Source organism: Pseudomaricurvus sp. (assembly GCF_965662505.1).
GTDB lineage: Bacteria > Pseudomonadota > Gammaproteobacteria > Pseudomonadales > Cellvibrionaceae > Pseudomaricurvus.
The window spans coordinates 1-15,304 of record NZ_CBFIHX010000027.1 but is presented as its reverse complement, the minus strand read 5'-3'; the positions used below and the strand labels follow the sequence as shown (position 1 = coordinate 15,304).

Annotated in this window: 14 protein-coding genes; 6 read left to right on the top strand and 8 right to left on the bottom strand. The window is 51.7% G+C overall.

Annotation, left to right across the window (positions count from 1 at the left end):
• Positions 1 to 89 precede the first annotated feature (89 nt).
• Complete coding sequence (locus tag ACTG33_RS05675) at positions 90 to 512, top strand: ExbD/TolR family protein (RefSeq protein ID WP_439134227.1); 423 nt, start codon at positions 90 to 92, stop codon at positions 510 to 512.
• 267 nt (positions 513 to 779) lie between these two features.
• Here the strand turns inward: ACTG33_RS05675 and ACTG33_RS05670 are convergent, their stop codons facing one another.
• Positions 780 to 1,280, bottom strand: a complete 501-nt coding sequence (locus ACTG33_RS05670) for an aminoacyl-tRNA deacylase (protein WP_439134226.1) — start codon at positions 1,278 to 1,280, stop codon at positions 780 to 782.
• Between the two features lie 166 nt (positions 1,281 to 1,446).
• Entirely contained in the window at positions 1,447 to 2,691 is a 1,245-nt protein-coding gene (locus ACTG33_RS05665; protein ID WP_439134225.1) for a type III PLP-dependent enzyme, read from the bottom strand.
• A gap of 234 nt (positions 2,692 to 2,925) precedes the next feature.
• On the opposite strand from ACTG33_RS05665, the gene ACTG33_RS05660 reads away from it, so the two are divergent.
• The 4 genes from ACTG33_RS05660 (at position 2,926) to ACTG33_RS05645 (ending at position 7,718) form a co-directional block, all read left to right on the top strand.
• Complete coding sequence (locus ACTG33_RS05660) at positions 2,926 to 3,363, top strand: Lrp/AsnC family transcriptional regulator (protein ID WP_439134224.1); 438 nt, start codon at positions 2,926 to 2,928, stop codon at positions 3,361 to 3,363.
• A gap of 51 nt (positions 3,364 to 3,414) precedes the next feature.
• Positions 3,415 to 6,162, top strand: coding sequence for a PAS domain-containing sensor histidine kinase (locus ACTG33_RS05655; RefSeq protein WP_439134223.1), 2,748 nt, complete (start codon positions 3,415 to 3,417; stop codon positions 6,160 to 6,162).
• The gene (locus ACTG33_RS05650; RefSeq protein WP_439134222.1) at positions 6,146 to 6,574 is read left to right on the top strand and encodes a response regulator; all 429 of its coding nucleotides are present in this window, start codon (positions 6,146 to 6,148) and stop codon (positions 6,572 to 6,574) included. Before ACTG33_RS05655 ends, ACTG33_RS05650 begins: the two co-directional genes overlap by 17 nt.
• A gap of 178 nt (positions 6,575 to 6,752) precedes the next feature.
• Positions 6,753 to 7,718, top strand: coding sequence for a GGDEF domain-containing response regulator (locus ACTG33_RS05645; RefSeq protein WP_439134221.1), 966 nt, complete (start codon positions 6,753 to 6,755; stop codon positions 7,716 to 7,718).
• A 79-nt stretch (positions 7,719 to 7,797) separates the two neighbouring features.
• On the opposite strand, the gene ACTG33_RS05640 is transcribed toward ACTG33_RS05645, so the two are convergent.
• From ACTG33_RS05640 to ACTG33_RS05620, 5 genes are all read right to left on the bottom strand, one after another.
• The gene (locus ACTG33_RS05640) at positions 7,798 to 9,450 is read right to left on the bottom strand and encodes an acetolactate synthase large subunit (protein ID WP_439134220.1); all 1,653 of its coding nucleotides are present in this window, start codon (positions 9,448 to 9,450) and stop codon (positions 7,798 to 7,800) included.
• Between the two features lie 98 nt (positions 9,451 to 9,548).
• Positions 9,549 to 10,124 (bottom strand): BON domain-containing protein, encoded by a 576-nt coding sequence (locus ACTG33_RS05635; RefSeq protein WP_439134219.1) that lies wholly within the window; start codon positions 10,122 to 10,124, stop codon positions 9,549 to 9,551.
• Positions 10,121 to 10,708, bottom strand: coding sequence for an SIS domain-containing protein (locus ACTG33_RS05630; RefSeq protein WP_439134218.1), 588 nt, complete (start codon positions 10,706 to 10,708; stop codon positions 10,121 to 10,123). The genes ACTG33_RS05635 and ACTG33_RS05630 overlap by 4 nt, the downstream gene beginning before the upstream one ends.
• 64 nt (positions 10,709 to 10,772) lie before the next feature.
• Positions 10,773 to 11,300, bottom strand: a complete 528-nt coding sequence (locus tag ACTG33_RS05625) for a YraN family protein (protein WP_439134217.1) — start codon at positions 11,298 to 11,300, stop codon at positions 10,773 to 10,775.
• 119 nt (positions 11,301 to 11,419) lie between these two features.
• Positions 11,420 to 13,414: a penicillin-binding protein activator gene (locus ACTG33_RS05620; protein WP_439134216.1), complete on the bottom strand. Its 1,995-nt coding sequence runs from the start codon at positions 13,412 to 13,414 to the stop codon at positions 11,420 to 11,422.
• A 55-nt stretch (positions 13,415 to 13,469) separates the two neighbouring features.
• Between ACTG33_RS05620 and rsmI the strand changes: the two genes are divergently transcribed.
• Positions 13,470 to 14,309: a 16S rRNA (cytidine(1402)-2'-O)-methyltransferase gene (gene rsmI / locus ACTG33_RS05615; RefSeq protein ID WP_439134215.1), complete on the top strand. Its 840-nt coding sequence runs from the start codon at positions 13,470 to 13,472 to the stop codon at positions 14,307 to 14,309.
• 20 nt (positions 14,310 to 14,329) lie between these two features.
• Here the strand turns inward: rsmI and ACTG33_RS05610 are convergent, their stop codons facing one another.
• Complete coding sequence (locus tag ACTG33_RS05610; RefSeq protein ID WP_439134214.1) at positions 14,330 to 15,118, bottom strand: enoyl-CoA hydratase/isomerase family protein; 789 nt, start codon at positions 15,116 to 15,118, stop codon at positions 14,330 to 14,332.
• Between the last annotated feature and the right edge of the window lie 186 nt (positions 15,119 to 15,304).

Genomic DNA, 15,304 nt, shown 5'->3' with positions numbered 1-15,304 from the left:
ATACTCTGAAAGAAGCGATTGTTATAAACGCAGACTATAACGAACAGAAGACCGTTTTCGGTCAGGCTTAATTAAGAGGTAGTTGTAAAGTGAGACGCAGAAAAGGCCGCGGTGCCGAAGAGGATAGCAGCGAAATCGATTTGACCCCGATGCTGGACGTTGTATTCATCATGTTGATTTTCTTCATTGTGACTGCATCCTTCATCAAAGAGTCAACCATTGATGTCAACATGCCTGATCCTCAGGAAAATCAAGAGCAGACTGATGACGACAATGCTGCAATTGTGGTGATTGTTAAGGCTAACGACGAAATCTGGATGGATGAACGACGCATCGATATTCGTGCGGTACGGGCTAACATCGAGCGTGTTCACGCCGAGAAGCCACAGGCTCCGGTTGTTATCAAAGCAGATGCTCAAGCTACCGCGAAGGTCTTTGTTGCTGTAGCGGATGCGGCGCGCGAGGCAAATGTTTATAACGTTTCCCTGCTGCCACCCGAAGAAAAGAAGTAAGGCTTAACAGAAGTTCTGCGACGGATCGCGGAGTTGGCTCTAAAGTTTCCGGCAGTAGCCTGCCAGTAAGCTATATTGCACGGTTAGAGGAGAGAGCTAACTGTCCGGCAATGAGAGTCGCGCTCCGCGACGTGATAAAAAAGCTTGATTAAGCGTTCTAAAAAAACCACCTAAGGGTGGTTTTTTTATGCCTGCTCACTTTCCAATTCAGGCCATTTCTTAAGTTGGGCAGGCTTAAGTTGTACAGGCTTAGGTTGTGCAGGATGTCTATTGTGTTGTACCGATGCCTTGCCGTTTTCGCGAGCCACTGATCGTTTCATGCATGTGATTTTGCATCAATCGGTCAAAGTCCCGTCGTTTCAGGTGAATTAAGTGCTGGTGATCGCCAGCTTCCAGCCAGAGCTCTTTGGCCTCTGCAATTTGATCATCCCATATCACGTTGATGCCGTAAGCCTGACCAATTGAGGGGATGGCACCGTGTTCGCAGTCGAAAAAAAGGCTGTCGAGTTCTTCCTCATCAGCCAGCTCCAGGTGGCGACCGAGTACCTGATTCAACGTATGACGCAAAACCCGGTTGCTGGACGGCACTATTGCCATGGTATAGAAAAAGTCTTCGTCGCGAAAAACAACGCCTTTGATTAATTGTTGGGTGGGGACGTCGGCACACTGGGCGGTATTGTAGGAGCCTTCAGTGTATCGGTGTTCAAGAAGTTTGTAGCGGATCTTCCGGGATTTAAGGAAGTTTTCCAGGGTAATAGCAACTCCCATAGCCTTTCTCCTGAGATGTTCCTGAATGTGGGTGGTGTCATTCTGGTTCGCATCAATACCTCAGTAAGGTAAGCCTCTGGTTGGTGTTGTTCGTTTCCGAGCCAGCGGCTCTGTTTCAGGTCGACCGTTCTTTACAAGCCAACCGTTCTTTTTCAAGAGTATAGGTCTAAATTGGCATGTCTGCGTGTTGGTTGGTTTCCTCTCCCAGTCGATGGCCGGCGAGGCAAAAGGTGGAGTCACGGCTATCGACGATCCGAACTCGTGGCGCGGGAAAACCATTGAACTCACAGGCGCAACTGTTGCAGTAGGCGCCTGTATGGGCAATGCTCACGCGGTCGCCCGCCTGGCTGTCTATGGGAAGTTGGTAGAGCGGGGTAAATCGATCCAGCGCATCGCAGGTGGGGCCTGCAATTACCCAGTCCTGAGTGGGGCCTTTTCGCTCACTCCGAAGTTGGAAGCCGAAGGCTTCGTTCATTTCAATCAGACCGCTGTAATAGCCACAATCCAGATAGGCCCAGGGCTGCTGTTGGCGTCGAGTGGTACTGATAATCTGGCAGTGCAGGGTGCCCGCAGCGGCCACCAGATAGCGGCCTGGCTCGGCCACGATATCGATGTGAGGCGGTATCGAATCGAGTAGAGGTCTAAGTTGGATGCCCAGTTCCTTCATGGTGGGCACATCCTGTGAAATGGGTGTTGGAAAGCCGCCGCCAAGGTTGATCAATCTGGGGCATAGGTGGAGCTCTTCCATACGTTGAAACAGCCTCAGAGCGCGCTGGACAGCCTTGTTCCAGCTGTTTGGGTTGAGACACTGTGATCCCACATGAAAAGCGATTCCGGCAACGTCAAGATGGTTGTCGGCGGCATAGCGGAGTAATTCTTCGCTGGTTTGGGGATCTGCTCCAAATTTACTGTTCAGTGGCCAAACAGAGTCTCCATCGTCGGTCATAATGCGCAGCTCGTAACTGCCATCGGGCGCAAACTGTTTCAGTCTCTCTAATTCTTCCAGACAGTCAAAGGCGTACCACTGAATCTGGTGTGCGGCCGCCGCCCGGATGCTTTCAGGGGTTTTGATGGGGTTGCTGAATATCATGTCTTGCCCCTGCACGCCGAGTTTCTGCAGGGCGTGCAGCTCGCCCAGAGAGGCAATTTCAAACCGGACCCCCAGTTGCTTAAGGCACTGCAGAACCTCGGGGTGAGGGTTTGCCTTCACCGCGTAGTGGGGGCGAACACGTGGCAGTGCCTGGGTAAAAGCGCTGACGTGTTGCGCCATGATGGCCAGATCAAAGATGAGCTCTGGGCCAGGGTAAGAGGTTGATTCAGATGTCTGAGACGCGGTGTCAGAGAGCGCTGGGCTGTATTGACTGGAAGTCTGAGCGGCGGTGTGTGCAGTCTTGATGAATTCCATAGCCATGCTTTTGCTCCTGTCCCAAGTGTGCTTTCTGTTCAGAATTCACGTTTTAAGTTAAGCCTAGGTCTCAATCAGACGTATTGGAATATTCAGTCTCTATGAAAAATGGTACTAAACTTATCAAAATGATCATTTTTGTTAGCAATTTGTTTAATCCCGACCGGAGCTCTTCTCAGGGGCGTCCGTATTAAGGGAACTCGTATTAAGGACGCTCTGGCGAAGGAGGCACTCTTGCAGATGGAAGATTTATCAGTGCTCGACAGGAAGTTAGTGCGGCTTCTGTCCCAAAATGCACGCGCCAGTGTCTCGGATTTGGCAAAAGCGTTGGGCGTGAGCCGTTTGACCGTGCAAAATCACATGCAACAATTGGAGCGACGGAAGGTGATTCAGGGTTACACGGTGAACCTGAATGAAAACTACGGCAGTAGCGAGATTGCTGCCTATATGTTGATCGCCACTGATCAAAAACAGTTGGGGTCCGTGGTTCGAGCAATGGAAAAAATCGAGCAGATTTATTCTCTGTCTTCCATCAGTGGCGAATATGATCTTGTGGCAGAGCTCAGGGCGGAGACGACGGCTTCTCTGGATCATGCGATGGATCAGGTGTCTCAGGTAAGCGGAGTGCTGAGGTCACATAGCTCGGTACTCCTGTCGAAGAAGTTTCAACGTGGTTGATTGTCAGAAATTTAGTGGTGGAAGCGCTATGCGAGGGAAGGAGTTCAGGTTGTGAATGCATCGGGTGGTATTGAGGGCGTGTGGCCGTTGAGCGTGCTGTGGCTGAATGTCCTCGCTGACATGTTGGCAGCGATGTCCTATCTCTTGATTCCGTTGATCATTATCTACATCGTTTTGCGGCGTCCGGATATGAAATTCCGGGGCATGCTGACGTTGTTGTCCGTACTGTTTGTGTGTGGCGGGATTATGCATTTGGTGGCCATTGCCACAGCCTGGTACGGAATGGATGGTATCTATGGAATAACCAAAGCGGTGATGGCGATAGTGTCACTGCTCACCGTTTATGTGTTGTTTCGAAATCTCAAAAGTATTCTGTCGATTCCTTCTCCGGCTCAATATCAGGCCGCGCTTAAGAAAGTATCCGATGAAGAATTTCGCAGCAGCCTTCTGGAAATTGAAAAGCGTGGAGAAGCGATTTTCAAGTTTTCTTTGGAGCTTTTCCCGACGGGATTACTGGTGGTTGATGGCCGGCAGGAGATTCGAATTGTCAACCATGCGCTGGCTTCGATGTTTGGCTACGAAGAAGAGGAGTTAATTGGCCAGCCCTTGTCCATTTTGTTGAGCCCAGAGCTGAGTACGCATCACCACTTTTTGGTGGACGAATATTTGCGAGTTCCTGCTGAGCGAGAAAAAGTATCCGCCGGTCGATTGGTACGTGGAAAAACCAAGAGCGGCACCGATATCTCAGTGGAGATCTCCCTGTCTGCCCATGAGTGGGAGGGCGAAACGCATGCTTTCGCCTCGGTGGTTAACCTGGGAGAAGTGATTTCCGATAAAAACCTCTTTTTTGAGCACTCCAATCGCTTGAGACGGGTTATTGACGCGACGAACGATGGCATTTGGGAGTGGAATGCCCAGACCGGAGAAGTGTGGTTTAGTGCTCAGTTTCAAGACATGATGGGGATGGATCCGGCCCACCGTAAAGCTGGACAACCGACACTTAAGCAGTGGTTCTTGCACGTTCATCACGAAGACCGTGCCTTATTGAGAAGGACCTACAAGGAGCATGTGCAAAGTCAGAAAAAATACGATGTGGTTTGTCGTGCCCTGTGCAAATCCGGTTGCTATGAATGGTTTCATGTGCGTGGCGATACCGTGTTTGATCGGGATGGAACACCTATCCTGATGTCAGGCACGTTAACCAATATCAATGAAGTAAAACAGCTGGAAGTAGAGGTTGCTCAAAAGACTCAGTTCTTGAATGCGGTGCTGAATAAGTCCCTGTCGGCGGTGTTTATTTATAGCTATGAAGAGCAGAAAGTCGTTTATGTGAATGAACGCTACACGGAAATTCTGGGTTACACTCAGGATGAGTTAAACCGTATCCAGCAAGAAAAAGGCCTGCTGTCCTTATATCATCCTGATGATGTGGAACTGGTGAGGCAGCACATCCAGCGTGTAGCTGAAAGTAGTGGCGATGAAGACTTTAGTATTGAATACCGTGTTCGACATAGGTCGGGGCACTGGATATGGTGTTTATCTCGCGATTCAGTTCATGACTTGGGTGGAGAGATAGATAGCCTGTTTATGAGTCATCATGCCGGTGATCATACTATTACCACACCCGAGAAAGAATCTTCACGGATTGAAATCTTGGGGACTTTTGTTGATGTGACACCGATGAAGTTGCGTGAAGAACGCATCAAGCAGTTGGCACTGGATTTGTCTTCGACCTTTGAGCAGGCAGCTGTTGGCATTTCCCACGTCGATCTCGATGGCCGCTGGTTAAGAGCCAATGCAAAGCAGTGTGAAATTCTACGGTATGACTATCAGGAATTGTTAAAAAAAGACTTTTACGATGTAGTTCATGAAGAGGATGTGAAGTCCGAGTGGGCTCTGGTGACAAGCTTGATGGAAGGGGATAATCAGAGCTGTTCTGCTGAAGTTCGCTGTGTCTGCGGTGATGGTGAAACCATTTGGGTGAACTTAACCGCGTCTATAGTAGGGCATGAAGGCGGAGAACATAGCCACTTCTTGCTGGTTGTGGAAGATATCAGCGAACGAAAAGCGGTGGAGCAGGCACTGGCTGAGTCCAATGCTGCTCTCGAGCGATTCGCTTATTCGGCTTCGCATGATTTACAGGAGCCACTCAGAAAAATCACGTCTTTTTCCGATATCCTGCAACACCGGTTAAAGGATCAGTTGCAAACGATGGATGCCGGACATGAAGCCCGGTACGAACTGGGTCGTATTGGCGATGCGGCCAGTCGTATGCGTGAGATGATTAACAGTTTGCTGCAACTATCGCGTTACTCGCGAGAGGCCCCTGAGCGTGAAATAGTCTCTCTGTCTGCTTTACTGGATCGGATGAAGGAAGATTTATCCAGATTGTTGGAGGAAAGTCAGGCTCAGGTCGTGCTGGAAAGTGATGTTGAGCTCTACGTTGACCGGGCGGGCTTTATTCAGGTCCTTCACAACTTGATATCCAATAGTGTGCGTTACGCAAGAATGGACGTTCCCGCTCATATTGTGGTGAGGGGCTGGTCAGAGCGCAGCAGTGTCTATATCTCGGTGACTGATAATGGTTGTGGCTTCGAAAGTCAGTACGCGCAGCAGATCTTTGAGCCTTTCCAGCGACTGGTCAGCAAAATGACTCCGGGGCATGGGATGGGGCTCTCGATCTGTCAGCAGATCGCACGCGCGCACCGCGGTTCTATTTCTGTAGAAAGTCAGGTGGGAATAGGCAGCTGCTTTACCATCGAAATACCGAAGGAGGACAGCCGTGACGTCAGAGATTGAGCTACATCTGGTATTTGTTGATGATGATCTGGATGATCAATACCTGCTTATGCAGGCCATAAAAGATATTAAACACCGGGTGCAGTTATCATTTTTTGATTCTGGAGTTGCCTTTCTGGATCAATTAGAGATATTGATGAAGGGATCTTTGCCAATTGTTGTGCTGCTGGATTTGAACCTTCCTCCAATGGGAGGGATGGAGATCTTGAAGCAACTGAGATCCAGAGCTGAAACCCGCGGATTACCGGTAGTGATTTATTCGACGTCGAATTCCTCTCGGGATATTAAAGAAGCTTATGAGCAGGGTGCGAACACCTTTTTGATAAAACCCAGTCGTCATTCCGAGGCGGTATCGCTAATGCAAACTCTGTGCGATTACTGGGTCCATCTTGCGGCCAGGTACGACAGTTGAGTGTGGCGAGACAGGACAGAAGCGCAGTACTTTATGGCAGTTGGGCTGTCGTCAGTCTTAGAGCTTACTATACTGAGACAAAAGAACGCTGCAGCTTTCTCGATATATTAAAAGGTTATAGCTTAGCGGTAGATTTGCGTCTGAAGGAACAGTGTTAACAATGATAGAAAGTGAAATTATGTCAGAAAATGATGTGGAATCTGATACCGGCATCACGGCGGATACCCCGGAGGGAAATACCGCACATACGATAAGGGTATTAGTCATTGATGATGATCCTGATGACTTCTATTTGGTGAATGACATGTTGAGTCGTTCCCGCTGGAAAGCATTTGAGGTGAGTCATTGCGATGGTCTGGAAAGTGCCGGGCAGGCGCTGCAGCAATCAGAGGTTGATATTGTCCTGCTGGATTTGGGGTTGGGGTCTTTGCAGGGGCTGAGAACGCTGGAGTCTTTTATCGGTCTTGGGTATCAGGTGCCGGTGGTTGTTTTTACGGGAGTCAATGATGAATCGCTGGGAGAGCAGGCGATCAAGATGGGCGCTGAAGATTATCTGCCGAAAAATGAAGCAAGTTCGGCGCTACTTTCCCGTGCCATTACCTACGCCATTGAGCGTCACGCGCTGGTGGAGCAACTGGAGCGGCGTGCCAATGAGGACGCGTTGACCGGACTGGCGAATCGCCATGCGTTATTCAAACAGACAGAAGTGCTAATCAACAACCTGGAGCGCAACGGTTTGCCTCTGGCTGTGGCTTTGCTGGATCTGGATGATTTTAAAGGGGTCAACGATCGCTGGGGTCACAATGCAGGGGATGAGGTCATTGTGAATTTTGCCCGGCGTCTGAAAGATAACTTACGCAGCTCTGATATGGTGGCTCGCATCGGCGGGGATGAGTTTGTCTGGGTGCTGACCAATTATAAATCCACTCACAGCCTGCAAGAAGTGCTGGAAAAGAAACTCAACGCCCTTGTGCAGCCGCTGGAGTTGGAAGAGCATCCCAATGCTCCGAAAGACTTGATCAAGGTGAGTCTGGGAGTGGCGGAATGGCAGCCTGGTTTGGGGCTGAAAGAGTTGCTGATTCGCGCAGATAAGGCCATGTACCGCAGCAAAAAATCCAGTGATCGCAGTATCGAAATCTGCTGAAGGCTTGAACCTTTAATGGTTCAAGCCTTCATCCTGCTGTTTCTTTCGAAGGGCCACAGCTTCTAACCTTAATCCGTCCTTATATCGGACAGGTCATTTCTCCCAGGCGTCTAGTCAATTCCAGGTTCTCCCGATAATCAATGGGCAGTACCACGAGACTAGGTCCTTCTTCATTCAGGGCAACTTCCAGTGCTGGCTTCAGATCACGGGCGTTTTCTACCCGATGTCCGTGCCAGCCAAAAGATTTTGCCATCATGACCCAGTCCGGATTGGTAAATGCGAGATCAGTCTGGTGACCAAACTCATTGGTTTGCTTCCAACCAATCAGGCCGTAGCCTCCGTCTTCCCACACCATGACCGTCATTTGGCAATTGAGCCTGCGGGCGGTTTCCATTTCCTGCATGTTCATTAAAAAGCCGCCATCACCACAGATCGCGAGGATGTGTTTATCCGGGTAAATCAAGCTGGCGGAAATGGCACCGGGTAGGGCAAAGCCCATGGAGCAGAATCCGTTGGGGATCAGACAGGTGTTGGGTTCATGACATTGGTAGTGGCGGGCAATCCACATCTTGTGGGCGCCGACATCGGACAGCAGGATGTCCTCAGCTCCCATCAGTTGTCTTGTGTCATAGAGCACTTTCTGCGGGCGGATAAAGCCTTCTGTATCGTCTTCGGCATGCAACAACAGCTCTTCCGTCATGTCTCGTCGCACTGCGGCTTGCTGGCTTAAATCGAATTCAATACCGCCATCGGCGTTAATGCGTTCATTGAGCATCCACAGTGCATGAGCGAGATCACCCACCACATCGATTTCTGGCATGTAGTGCTCATCAATTTCGGCGGGCAGGAAATCGATATGAATGATGTCCTTGTCGTCACCGCTGTTCCAGAGTTTGGGGTGGTACTCGACCATGTCGTAGCCGAGAGTGATGATCAGGTCGGCGGCGTCCACGGCGCAGGAGGGAATATCCTTGGCGCCCAGTCCGATGGTGTAGAGGCAGTAGGGCGCATCCATATCCACACACCCTTTGGCCATAAAAGTACTGAGTACGCCGATACCGGTTTTTTCACACAGTAAACGCAGCTGTTTGCTGGCGCGTTTGCGGATGCAGCCGTTACCGGCAATGATTAGAGGGTGTTTGGCGGCTTTGATGCGTTCAAATGCCAGATTCATGATTTTATCGGCCGGCACGGGGCGACGAAATTTACGCACTGGCAGGGGCAGGTTTTCGGTGGGCAGTTTGGCGATGTCTTCCGGCAGCTCGATGTGCACCGCGCCTGGTTTTTCGGTACGGGCCAGACGAACGGCTTTGCGCACAATTTCAGGTATGTTCTCCGGATGCCAGATGGTGGTTGCCCACTTGGTGACAGGCGTAAACATTTCCACCACGTCCATGACCTGATGAGATTCCTTGTGCAGGCGGGTCGAGGCTCCCTGGCCGGTTAGTACCAGCATGGGTGCACGATCCATATTGGAGTCGGCTACCCCGGTGATGAGATTGGTGGCCCCAGGCCCCAGTGTGCCTAAACAGCCCGCGGGGTTACCTGTGAGTCGGCCGTAGATCTCGGCCATGAAGGCCGCGCCCTGCTCGTGCCGGGTCAGAATAAAGCGGATGGAGTCGGTGGACTCCAGTGAAATCATGAAATCAGCATTTTCCTCTCCGGGAACACCGAAGATGTACTCAATACCTTCTTCTTCGAGACATTTGACCAGCAGGTCAGAGGCTTTCATTCGCAGGCTCCTTCACATATTTGACAGCTCCGCATTGCGCCGGAGCTGTTATTTATTGAGGTTGCCTAGAGCATAGACGAAATGCGGGGGGAAGGGGATTAGTTAATGTATTCCACGGCCTTGACGACTTTTTGTACACCGCCGATGGTGCTGACGGCTTCTGCCGCACGGCTGGCTTCAGCTTGAGACAGTAAGCCCAGAAGATAAACGACACCATCTTCGGTCACCACTTTGATACGACCACTGTCGATATCCGCGTCGGCGAGCAGGACGCTTTTTACTTTAGTCGTCAGCCAGGTGTCATTGGTTCTGGCGAGCAAGGAAGTCTGTCCCTGTACCTGAATTTCGTTAAATACCTGACGCACGCCGTGGATCACTTTTACGGTATTACCAGCTTTCAGACGCAGTTCTTTGGTCGCGACCTGTCCCGTCAGCAAAATAATGCCGTTAAACGATACGACATCAATATTGGCTTGTTTCAACCAGGGGTCAGCTTTATTGATGTTTACCTTGGCGACAGTTTCCAGTTGGCCGTCATCAATGAATGCGCCAAAGGTACGCTTTCCAGGGTCAAGCTGAATGGGACCATCGGTGGTGGCGTCGACAATAGTGGTACAGCCGGCGCTGGCGAATACAATGGCAATCAGGCTGGTGCGCAGGGCAGTTAAGATCATTCTTCAACTCCAAATAACTGTTGGTCAATCAGGTCACACAGGCAGAAAATGCTTAGCAGATGAATTTCGTGCAGACGGGTATGAGAATTGACGGGGGCGCGCAGTTCAAGGTCGTTGGCATCCAGAACCGAGGCGATGTTGCCCCCATCTCGTCCGGAAAAGGCAATCACGTTCATATCCCGCTCGTGAGCGGCTGCCACTGCCTGCACCAGATTGCTCGGGTTGCCGCTGGAAGTGATCAATACCAGGCAGTCGCCCGGTTGGCCCAGAGCCCGTACTTGTTTGGCGAAAATATCGTTGTAGCTGTAATCGTGGGCAATGGCGGTTTGGGTGGTGAAGTCCGTGCCAAGGGTGATGGCCGGTAAGCTGGGACGTTCGCGCTCAAAGTGATTGCTCAGGCAGGAGCTTAGAATCTGGGCGTTGGCCGCAGAAATGCCATTGCCGGCGGTCAGAATCTTGCCTTCATTCAGCAGGCAGTGGACCAGTATCTCACTGGCTTCGCACAACAGCGGAGCCAAAAACTCCCCCGCCTGCATCTTGGCTTCGATGCTCTCATGAAAGAGAGTGATGATGCGTTGTTCCATAGCGTTTCTTAAGTTAACCCGGTTAACGACTCTTCAGGGGCATCCGCCGCGGAAGATGTCCGCTCTATAGCGTAAATGCATTGGGTATCCATTCTATCGGTTTTTGGCGTGTATTTGTCGAGGAAAATTGGCCCTTTGTCGCAAGCGGGTCATTTGCCGTCTGCTTTTGGTGAGTTTCGGAGTGTTTCTTTTGAGCGGCTGCTGTCTGAGACGGTTCCCCCTGTATGGCGATGACGTCAAAGCGACAGGCGGGTAGGGAATGTTTGGCGCAGGTTTGTAGATAATATTGCGCGGCCCGGATCAGTTTCTGCTGCTTTTGTAAGTTGACTGTTTCGCTGGCCGAGCCATAACGGCTGTTTCTCCGAAAGCGAACCTCGACAAATACCAAGTGTTCTCTGTCTTGCATAATCAGATCAATTTCCCCTGCCTTGCAGCGGTAATTTCTCTGTATCAGCTTTAGTCCCTGTTCCCGTAAGAATTGTTCCGCAGCCCGCTCACTTTCCTGGCCTGCGGCCATAGCGGGCGTTTGTTTTTGTGATGTGTTTTTGGGTGAGAGAGCTTGTTTAAGGCGTGAGGCGCTTTTCTTGAGCATGAGAGCATCCTTGCTGTTGTCGATTGATTCGGGTGTATGGCTTCCGTTGACGGGCTTGCGCGGCCATCACCTTCATAGCGATGTGTCGTCCATGACACAGGTGTGTGGCTGTCGAAGAGCTAGTTGATATTGTCGACCACTGAGGGCAGCGCTTTGGCTGTGCCATTCACGATTTTGGCCCAGGTTTGTTCGCGCTCTATACGGCGCTGAGCGTTCATATTCAATGAGCCGGTGACGCCATAGAGGTGAGTGTAGGGCGACTGTGTTAGTTGTTTCAGGCGAGGATACAGCTGGTAGCTGTCCACACCGAGAGCGTACAGGCGCTGGTAGGAGGGCGACGGGTTGGCTGCTTGTTTGATGCTTTGTTTCTCGGGATTGTTGCGGGCAAAAAACCAGGGCAGCGTCGAGAATTTGATGCCGTTCAAGTCGCGATCACTTTTGGGGTCGTTAGCGCCACTGTAGACCTGACTGGTCGCATACACCTGCAAATCGCTGGCATAGTGGAAAGCCAACGTGGGTTTGACTTGCCGGGCTTCGCCGGGCTGAGCGGCCAGAAAAACCATGTCGGCGTCCTGACGTCGGCGCGGTTCAAATTCCATCGGGCGATTGAGCATAACGCGCATTTTGTTGTAGCGCTCTTCACTCAAATTGATGTGCAGGGCCTGCTTGATGACATTGGAGTAGTCGCCCTGTCCGGTGAACTGGCTGATGTTAATAACGGTTCCGCCCTGTGCTTCCCAGGCGGTGCGGAATGCCTCACCACTTCGTGCTCCCCAGCTGGCGTCGGTGGTCAGGATCATGGCGTAGCGATGCCCTTCAATCCAGGCGCGCTGCGCAATTTGTCGGGCTTCGTCTTCGCCGGACAGACCAAACTGATACAGGCCCAGTGCGGGCTCCTGCTCGGTTTCGCTGTAATTGAGTGCGAGAGTGGGGACCGGAAGGTTCTCGAACTGACTGAGTTCAGTCACCTTGTCTTTGTCCAGTGGGCCGATAATCAGTTCGGCGCCGTCGGTCACGGCCTGGTTGTAGACATCGACAATGTTCCCTTTCGACGTGTCATAAAGCTTGAGGGTGGGAATCGTGCGATTCTCTTTCTTGGCCTGATAATAGGCTGCTACAAAACCGTCTCTGACAGCATTGCCGGCAGCGCCCAGTCGACCTTGTTGCGGTAGCAGAAGTGCCACCAGAGAAGGGCGCTCAGCGATCAATTGTTGCAGCAATTGCAGATCTTTGGGCAATCGTTGACTGGCTGGATGTTGAGGCCAGCGGGCGACCCACTCATTAATTTGATCCAGCTGTTTGTCCAGGTTGAACTGATGGTTTTTACTGATTAACGCCAGACTGTACCAGCCCCGTAGCTCTTCACTTTGTGAGGGGGTTGATGCAATTTGCGATGACGTTGCCGAAACGGTCGGTGAGGACCCAGTAGCTTCGGCTTCTGTCTGAGAAACAGTAGTCGAAGAAGTTGTAGCTGAAGAGGTTGTAGTTGAAGGAACGGGCACCGAAGAAGCCGTAACAGGCCGTTGACTGCGCGATTGCAGCTCTGACGTCGGCATTGACATCAGTGTTTGCCACAGCAAGTCCTGATTGGCGTATCGCTCCTCTTGGCTTTTCAGTAAGGGTTCAAGAGCAACCCGTTCAAGAATACTGGCCTCGGGCTCGCCTAGCAGCATAAACAGGTCGGCTCTGCGTTGATGCAGGGTGATCTTGCTGTCAGTAGGGAGTGATTGCCACTGTTGATTGAGTCTGGGGTTGGTTAGAATGCGCTGCGCAAGGAAGTATGAATCATCAGCCATCGCCGTTTCGCTGAAGATCAGGCTGTAATTGGCAAAGTTGGCATCGTCGAGACGGCCCGAATCAATGCTGTTCAGCAGGTTCAGGGCTCGTGCATACTGCTTGTCGTAATTCAGTTGTTGCGCGACTTGAAGCAGCAGAATTTCCCGTTGGGGAGACTGGCTGGCCTCGGCTTGAGCCAGTACCTTGTCCACATCAATGCTGACATAGCCCTTGCTGTCAGGCTGGTCGATGGTCGGGGTTGAGCCGCCACAGCCGTACAAACTTAATGCGACGAGGCCCGCGAGCGAAAGCCGTCCGATATTGCTGATTAAACGCATGCATTCCAGCCTTGGTGATCAATCGTTAAACACATTAATAAACAGAGAATACACTATGACGGAGCAAGCACTCTACGTCGTCGCGACCCCAATTGGCAATCTGGGCGATATGGTACCGCGAGCGGTTGAGATACTACAAACCGTTGATGTGATCGCCGCAGAGGATACCCGTCACAGCGCCCGGTTGTTGGATCATTTTCACATTTCAACACCGCTGGTTGCCTACCATGATCATACCGATGAGCGACAAGTCGAAGCACTCATCAACCGTATCAAAGGCGGCGAGTCCATGGGGTTAATCTCGGATGCCGGCACACCGCTGGTTTCCGACCCAGGTTATCGGCTGGTGCGTCGGGCCCGGGAAGAAGGTATCCGTGTGATCCCAATCCCCGGTGCCTGCGCCATGATTGCCGCATTGAGTGCCTCAGGTCTGCCGTCTGACCGTTTTTCCTTTGAGGGCTTTCTGCCTCCCAAAAGTGGCCAGCGCCTCAATCGCCTGCAGCCGTTGGCTGCCGAGGAGCGAACCCTGATCTTTTACGAAGCCCCACATCGTATTCAAGACTGTTTGGCGGATATGGCAACTATTTTTGGTGTCGATCGCGAGGCCGTGATGGCTCGGGAGATCACCAAGACCTTCGAAACCATTCGTGGTGGCTCGCTGGAGGAGTTGGTCGAGTTTGTCGCCAGTGATCACAATCAGCGCAAAGGTGAGATGGTGGTGATGGTGAGAGGCAAGCCGAAACCGGCACAGGATCAAGGGCTGGACGCCGACGCTGAGCGGATTATGACCATTCTTTTGAAGGAGCTGTCGGTCAAGCAGGCCAGTCAGCTGGGGGCTGACATTACTGGCCTGAAGAAAAAAGCCTTGTATCAGTGGGCGTTAGATCAGAAATAAGAGTAAGGATAAGATGAGTCTTAATCTCCCTGAAATACGGGGCGGCGTTTTTCCCGCAGCGACGCGAACCCTTCCTTAAGATCCTGTGAGGCGTTACAGCTGTCGTGCAGGGCTTGAGCCTGAACCTGATTCAACTGACCGCAGGCGGCCTGATTGGCAATGCTCTTCATCGCCTTCAGTGCCAGCGGTGCATAACCTGCCATGCGCTCTGCCAATTCACGTGCTGTTTCTTTGAGGTTTTCCCGGCTTACCAGGTGAGTCAGATACCCCTGCGACAACAATTGTGATGCTTCAAACTCTTCACTGGCCAGCAGCATTCGTTTGGCCATATTGATGCCCAGTACACTGACAAAACGTTCGATGCCATTGACGGGGTAGCAGAGGCCGATTCGGGCTGGTGGGACAAATACTCGCATGCCCTCCACACCTATTCGAAAGTCACACGCCAGTCCCAGTTCCGAGCCGCCACCATAGGCACTGCCATTAAAGGCGCAAATGGTGGGTATCGCGAGACCGGCCACCTTGTCGGTCATGGCCGCAAACACATCGCCGTTGAGCGCGCCGGACCCCATTTGATCCAGGGCCGCGCCAGCGCAGAAGGTTTTCTCGCCGTTGCCGGTAATGATCAGCACCCGCAAATCGCGATTGGCTTCAATCGACTCCAGGTGCGAGACAATCTCTTGTACGTCTTCGCTGGCCAGAGCGTTGTGACGCTCGGGGATGTTGAGCGTCAGGGTGGCAATATGTGGTTCCAGAGCCAATTGGATGCGCTGTTGGGCGTTAGACGATTGTGGCTGTGTGTCGGACATAAGAACCGCTCCGGGATAATCTGTGAGATCAATCATCGGATTATACCGTAGACAGCCCTTGTGGCAGTAATGGGTCTTCTGCAGTTATTGGTCTGAAACGCTGTTACGGCTTGATGGCTCAGCTAATGTTGTAATGAGCAGCACTGCTATCCAGTGCGCGGCTGAGACGGTCGATCAGAGTGTCCA

What these genes read in the sequence shown, in the direction of transcription:
- ACTG33_RS05670 (WP_439134226.1), bottom strand. Translation starts at nt 1,280, where the DNA reads ATGGGAGTTGCTATTACCCTGGAAAACTTCCTTAAATCCCGGAAGATC.
- ACTG33_RS05665 (WP_439134225.1), bottom strand. Translation starts at nt 2,691, where the DNA reads ATGGCTATGGAATTCATCAAGACTGCACACACCGCCGCTCAGACTTCC.
- ACTG33_RS05660 (WP_439134224.1), top strand. Translation starts at nt 2,926, where the DNA reads ATGGAAGATTTATCAGTGCTCGACAGGAAGTTAGTGCGGCTTCTGTCC.
- ACTG33_RS05645 (WP_439134221.1), top strand. Translation starts at nt 6,753, where the DNA reads ATGTCAGAAAATGATGTGGAATCTGATACCGGCATCACGGCGGATACC.
- ACTG33_RS05640 (WP_439134220.1), bottom strand. Translation starts at nt 9,450, where the DNA reads ATGAAAGCCTCTGACCTGCTGGTCAAATGTCTCGAAGAAGAAGGTATT.
- ACTG33_RS05635 (WP_439134219.1), bottom strand. Translation starts at nt 10,124, where the DNA reads ATGATCTTAACTGCCCTGCGCACCAGCCTGATTGCCATTGTATTCGCC.
- ACTG33_RS05630 (WP_439134218.1), bottom strand. Translation starts at nt 10,708, where the DNA reads ATGGAACAACGCATCATCACTCTCTTTCATGAGAGCATCGAAGCCAAG.
- ACTG33_RS05625 (WP_439134217.1), bottom strand. Translation starts at nt 11,300, where the DNA reads ATGCTCAAGAAAAGCGCCTCACGCCTTAAACAAGCTCTCTCACCCAAA.
- ACTG33_RS05620 (WP_439134216.1), bottom strand. Translation starts at nt 13,414, where the DNA reads ATGCGTTTAATCAGCAATATCGGACGGCTTTCGCTCGCGGGCCTCGTC.
- rsmI (WP_439134215.1), top strand. Translation starts at nt 13,470, where the DNA reads ATGACGGAGCAAGCACTCTACGTCGTCGCGACCCCAATTGGCAATCTG.
- ACTG33_RS05610 (WP_439134214.1), bottom strand. Translation starts at nt 15,118, where the DNA reads ATGTCCGACACACAGCCACAATCGTCTAACGCCCAACAGCGCATCCAA.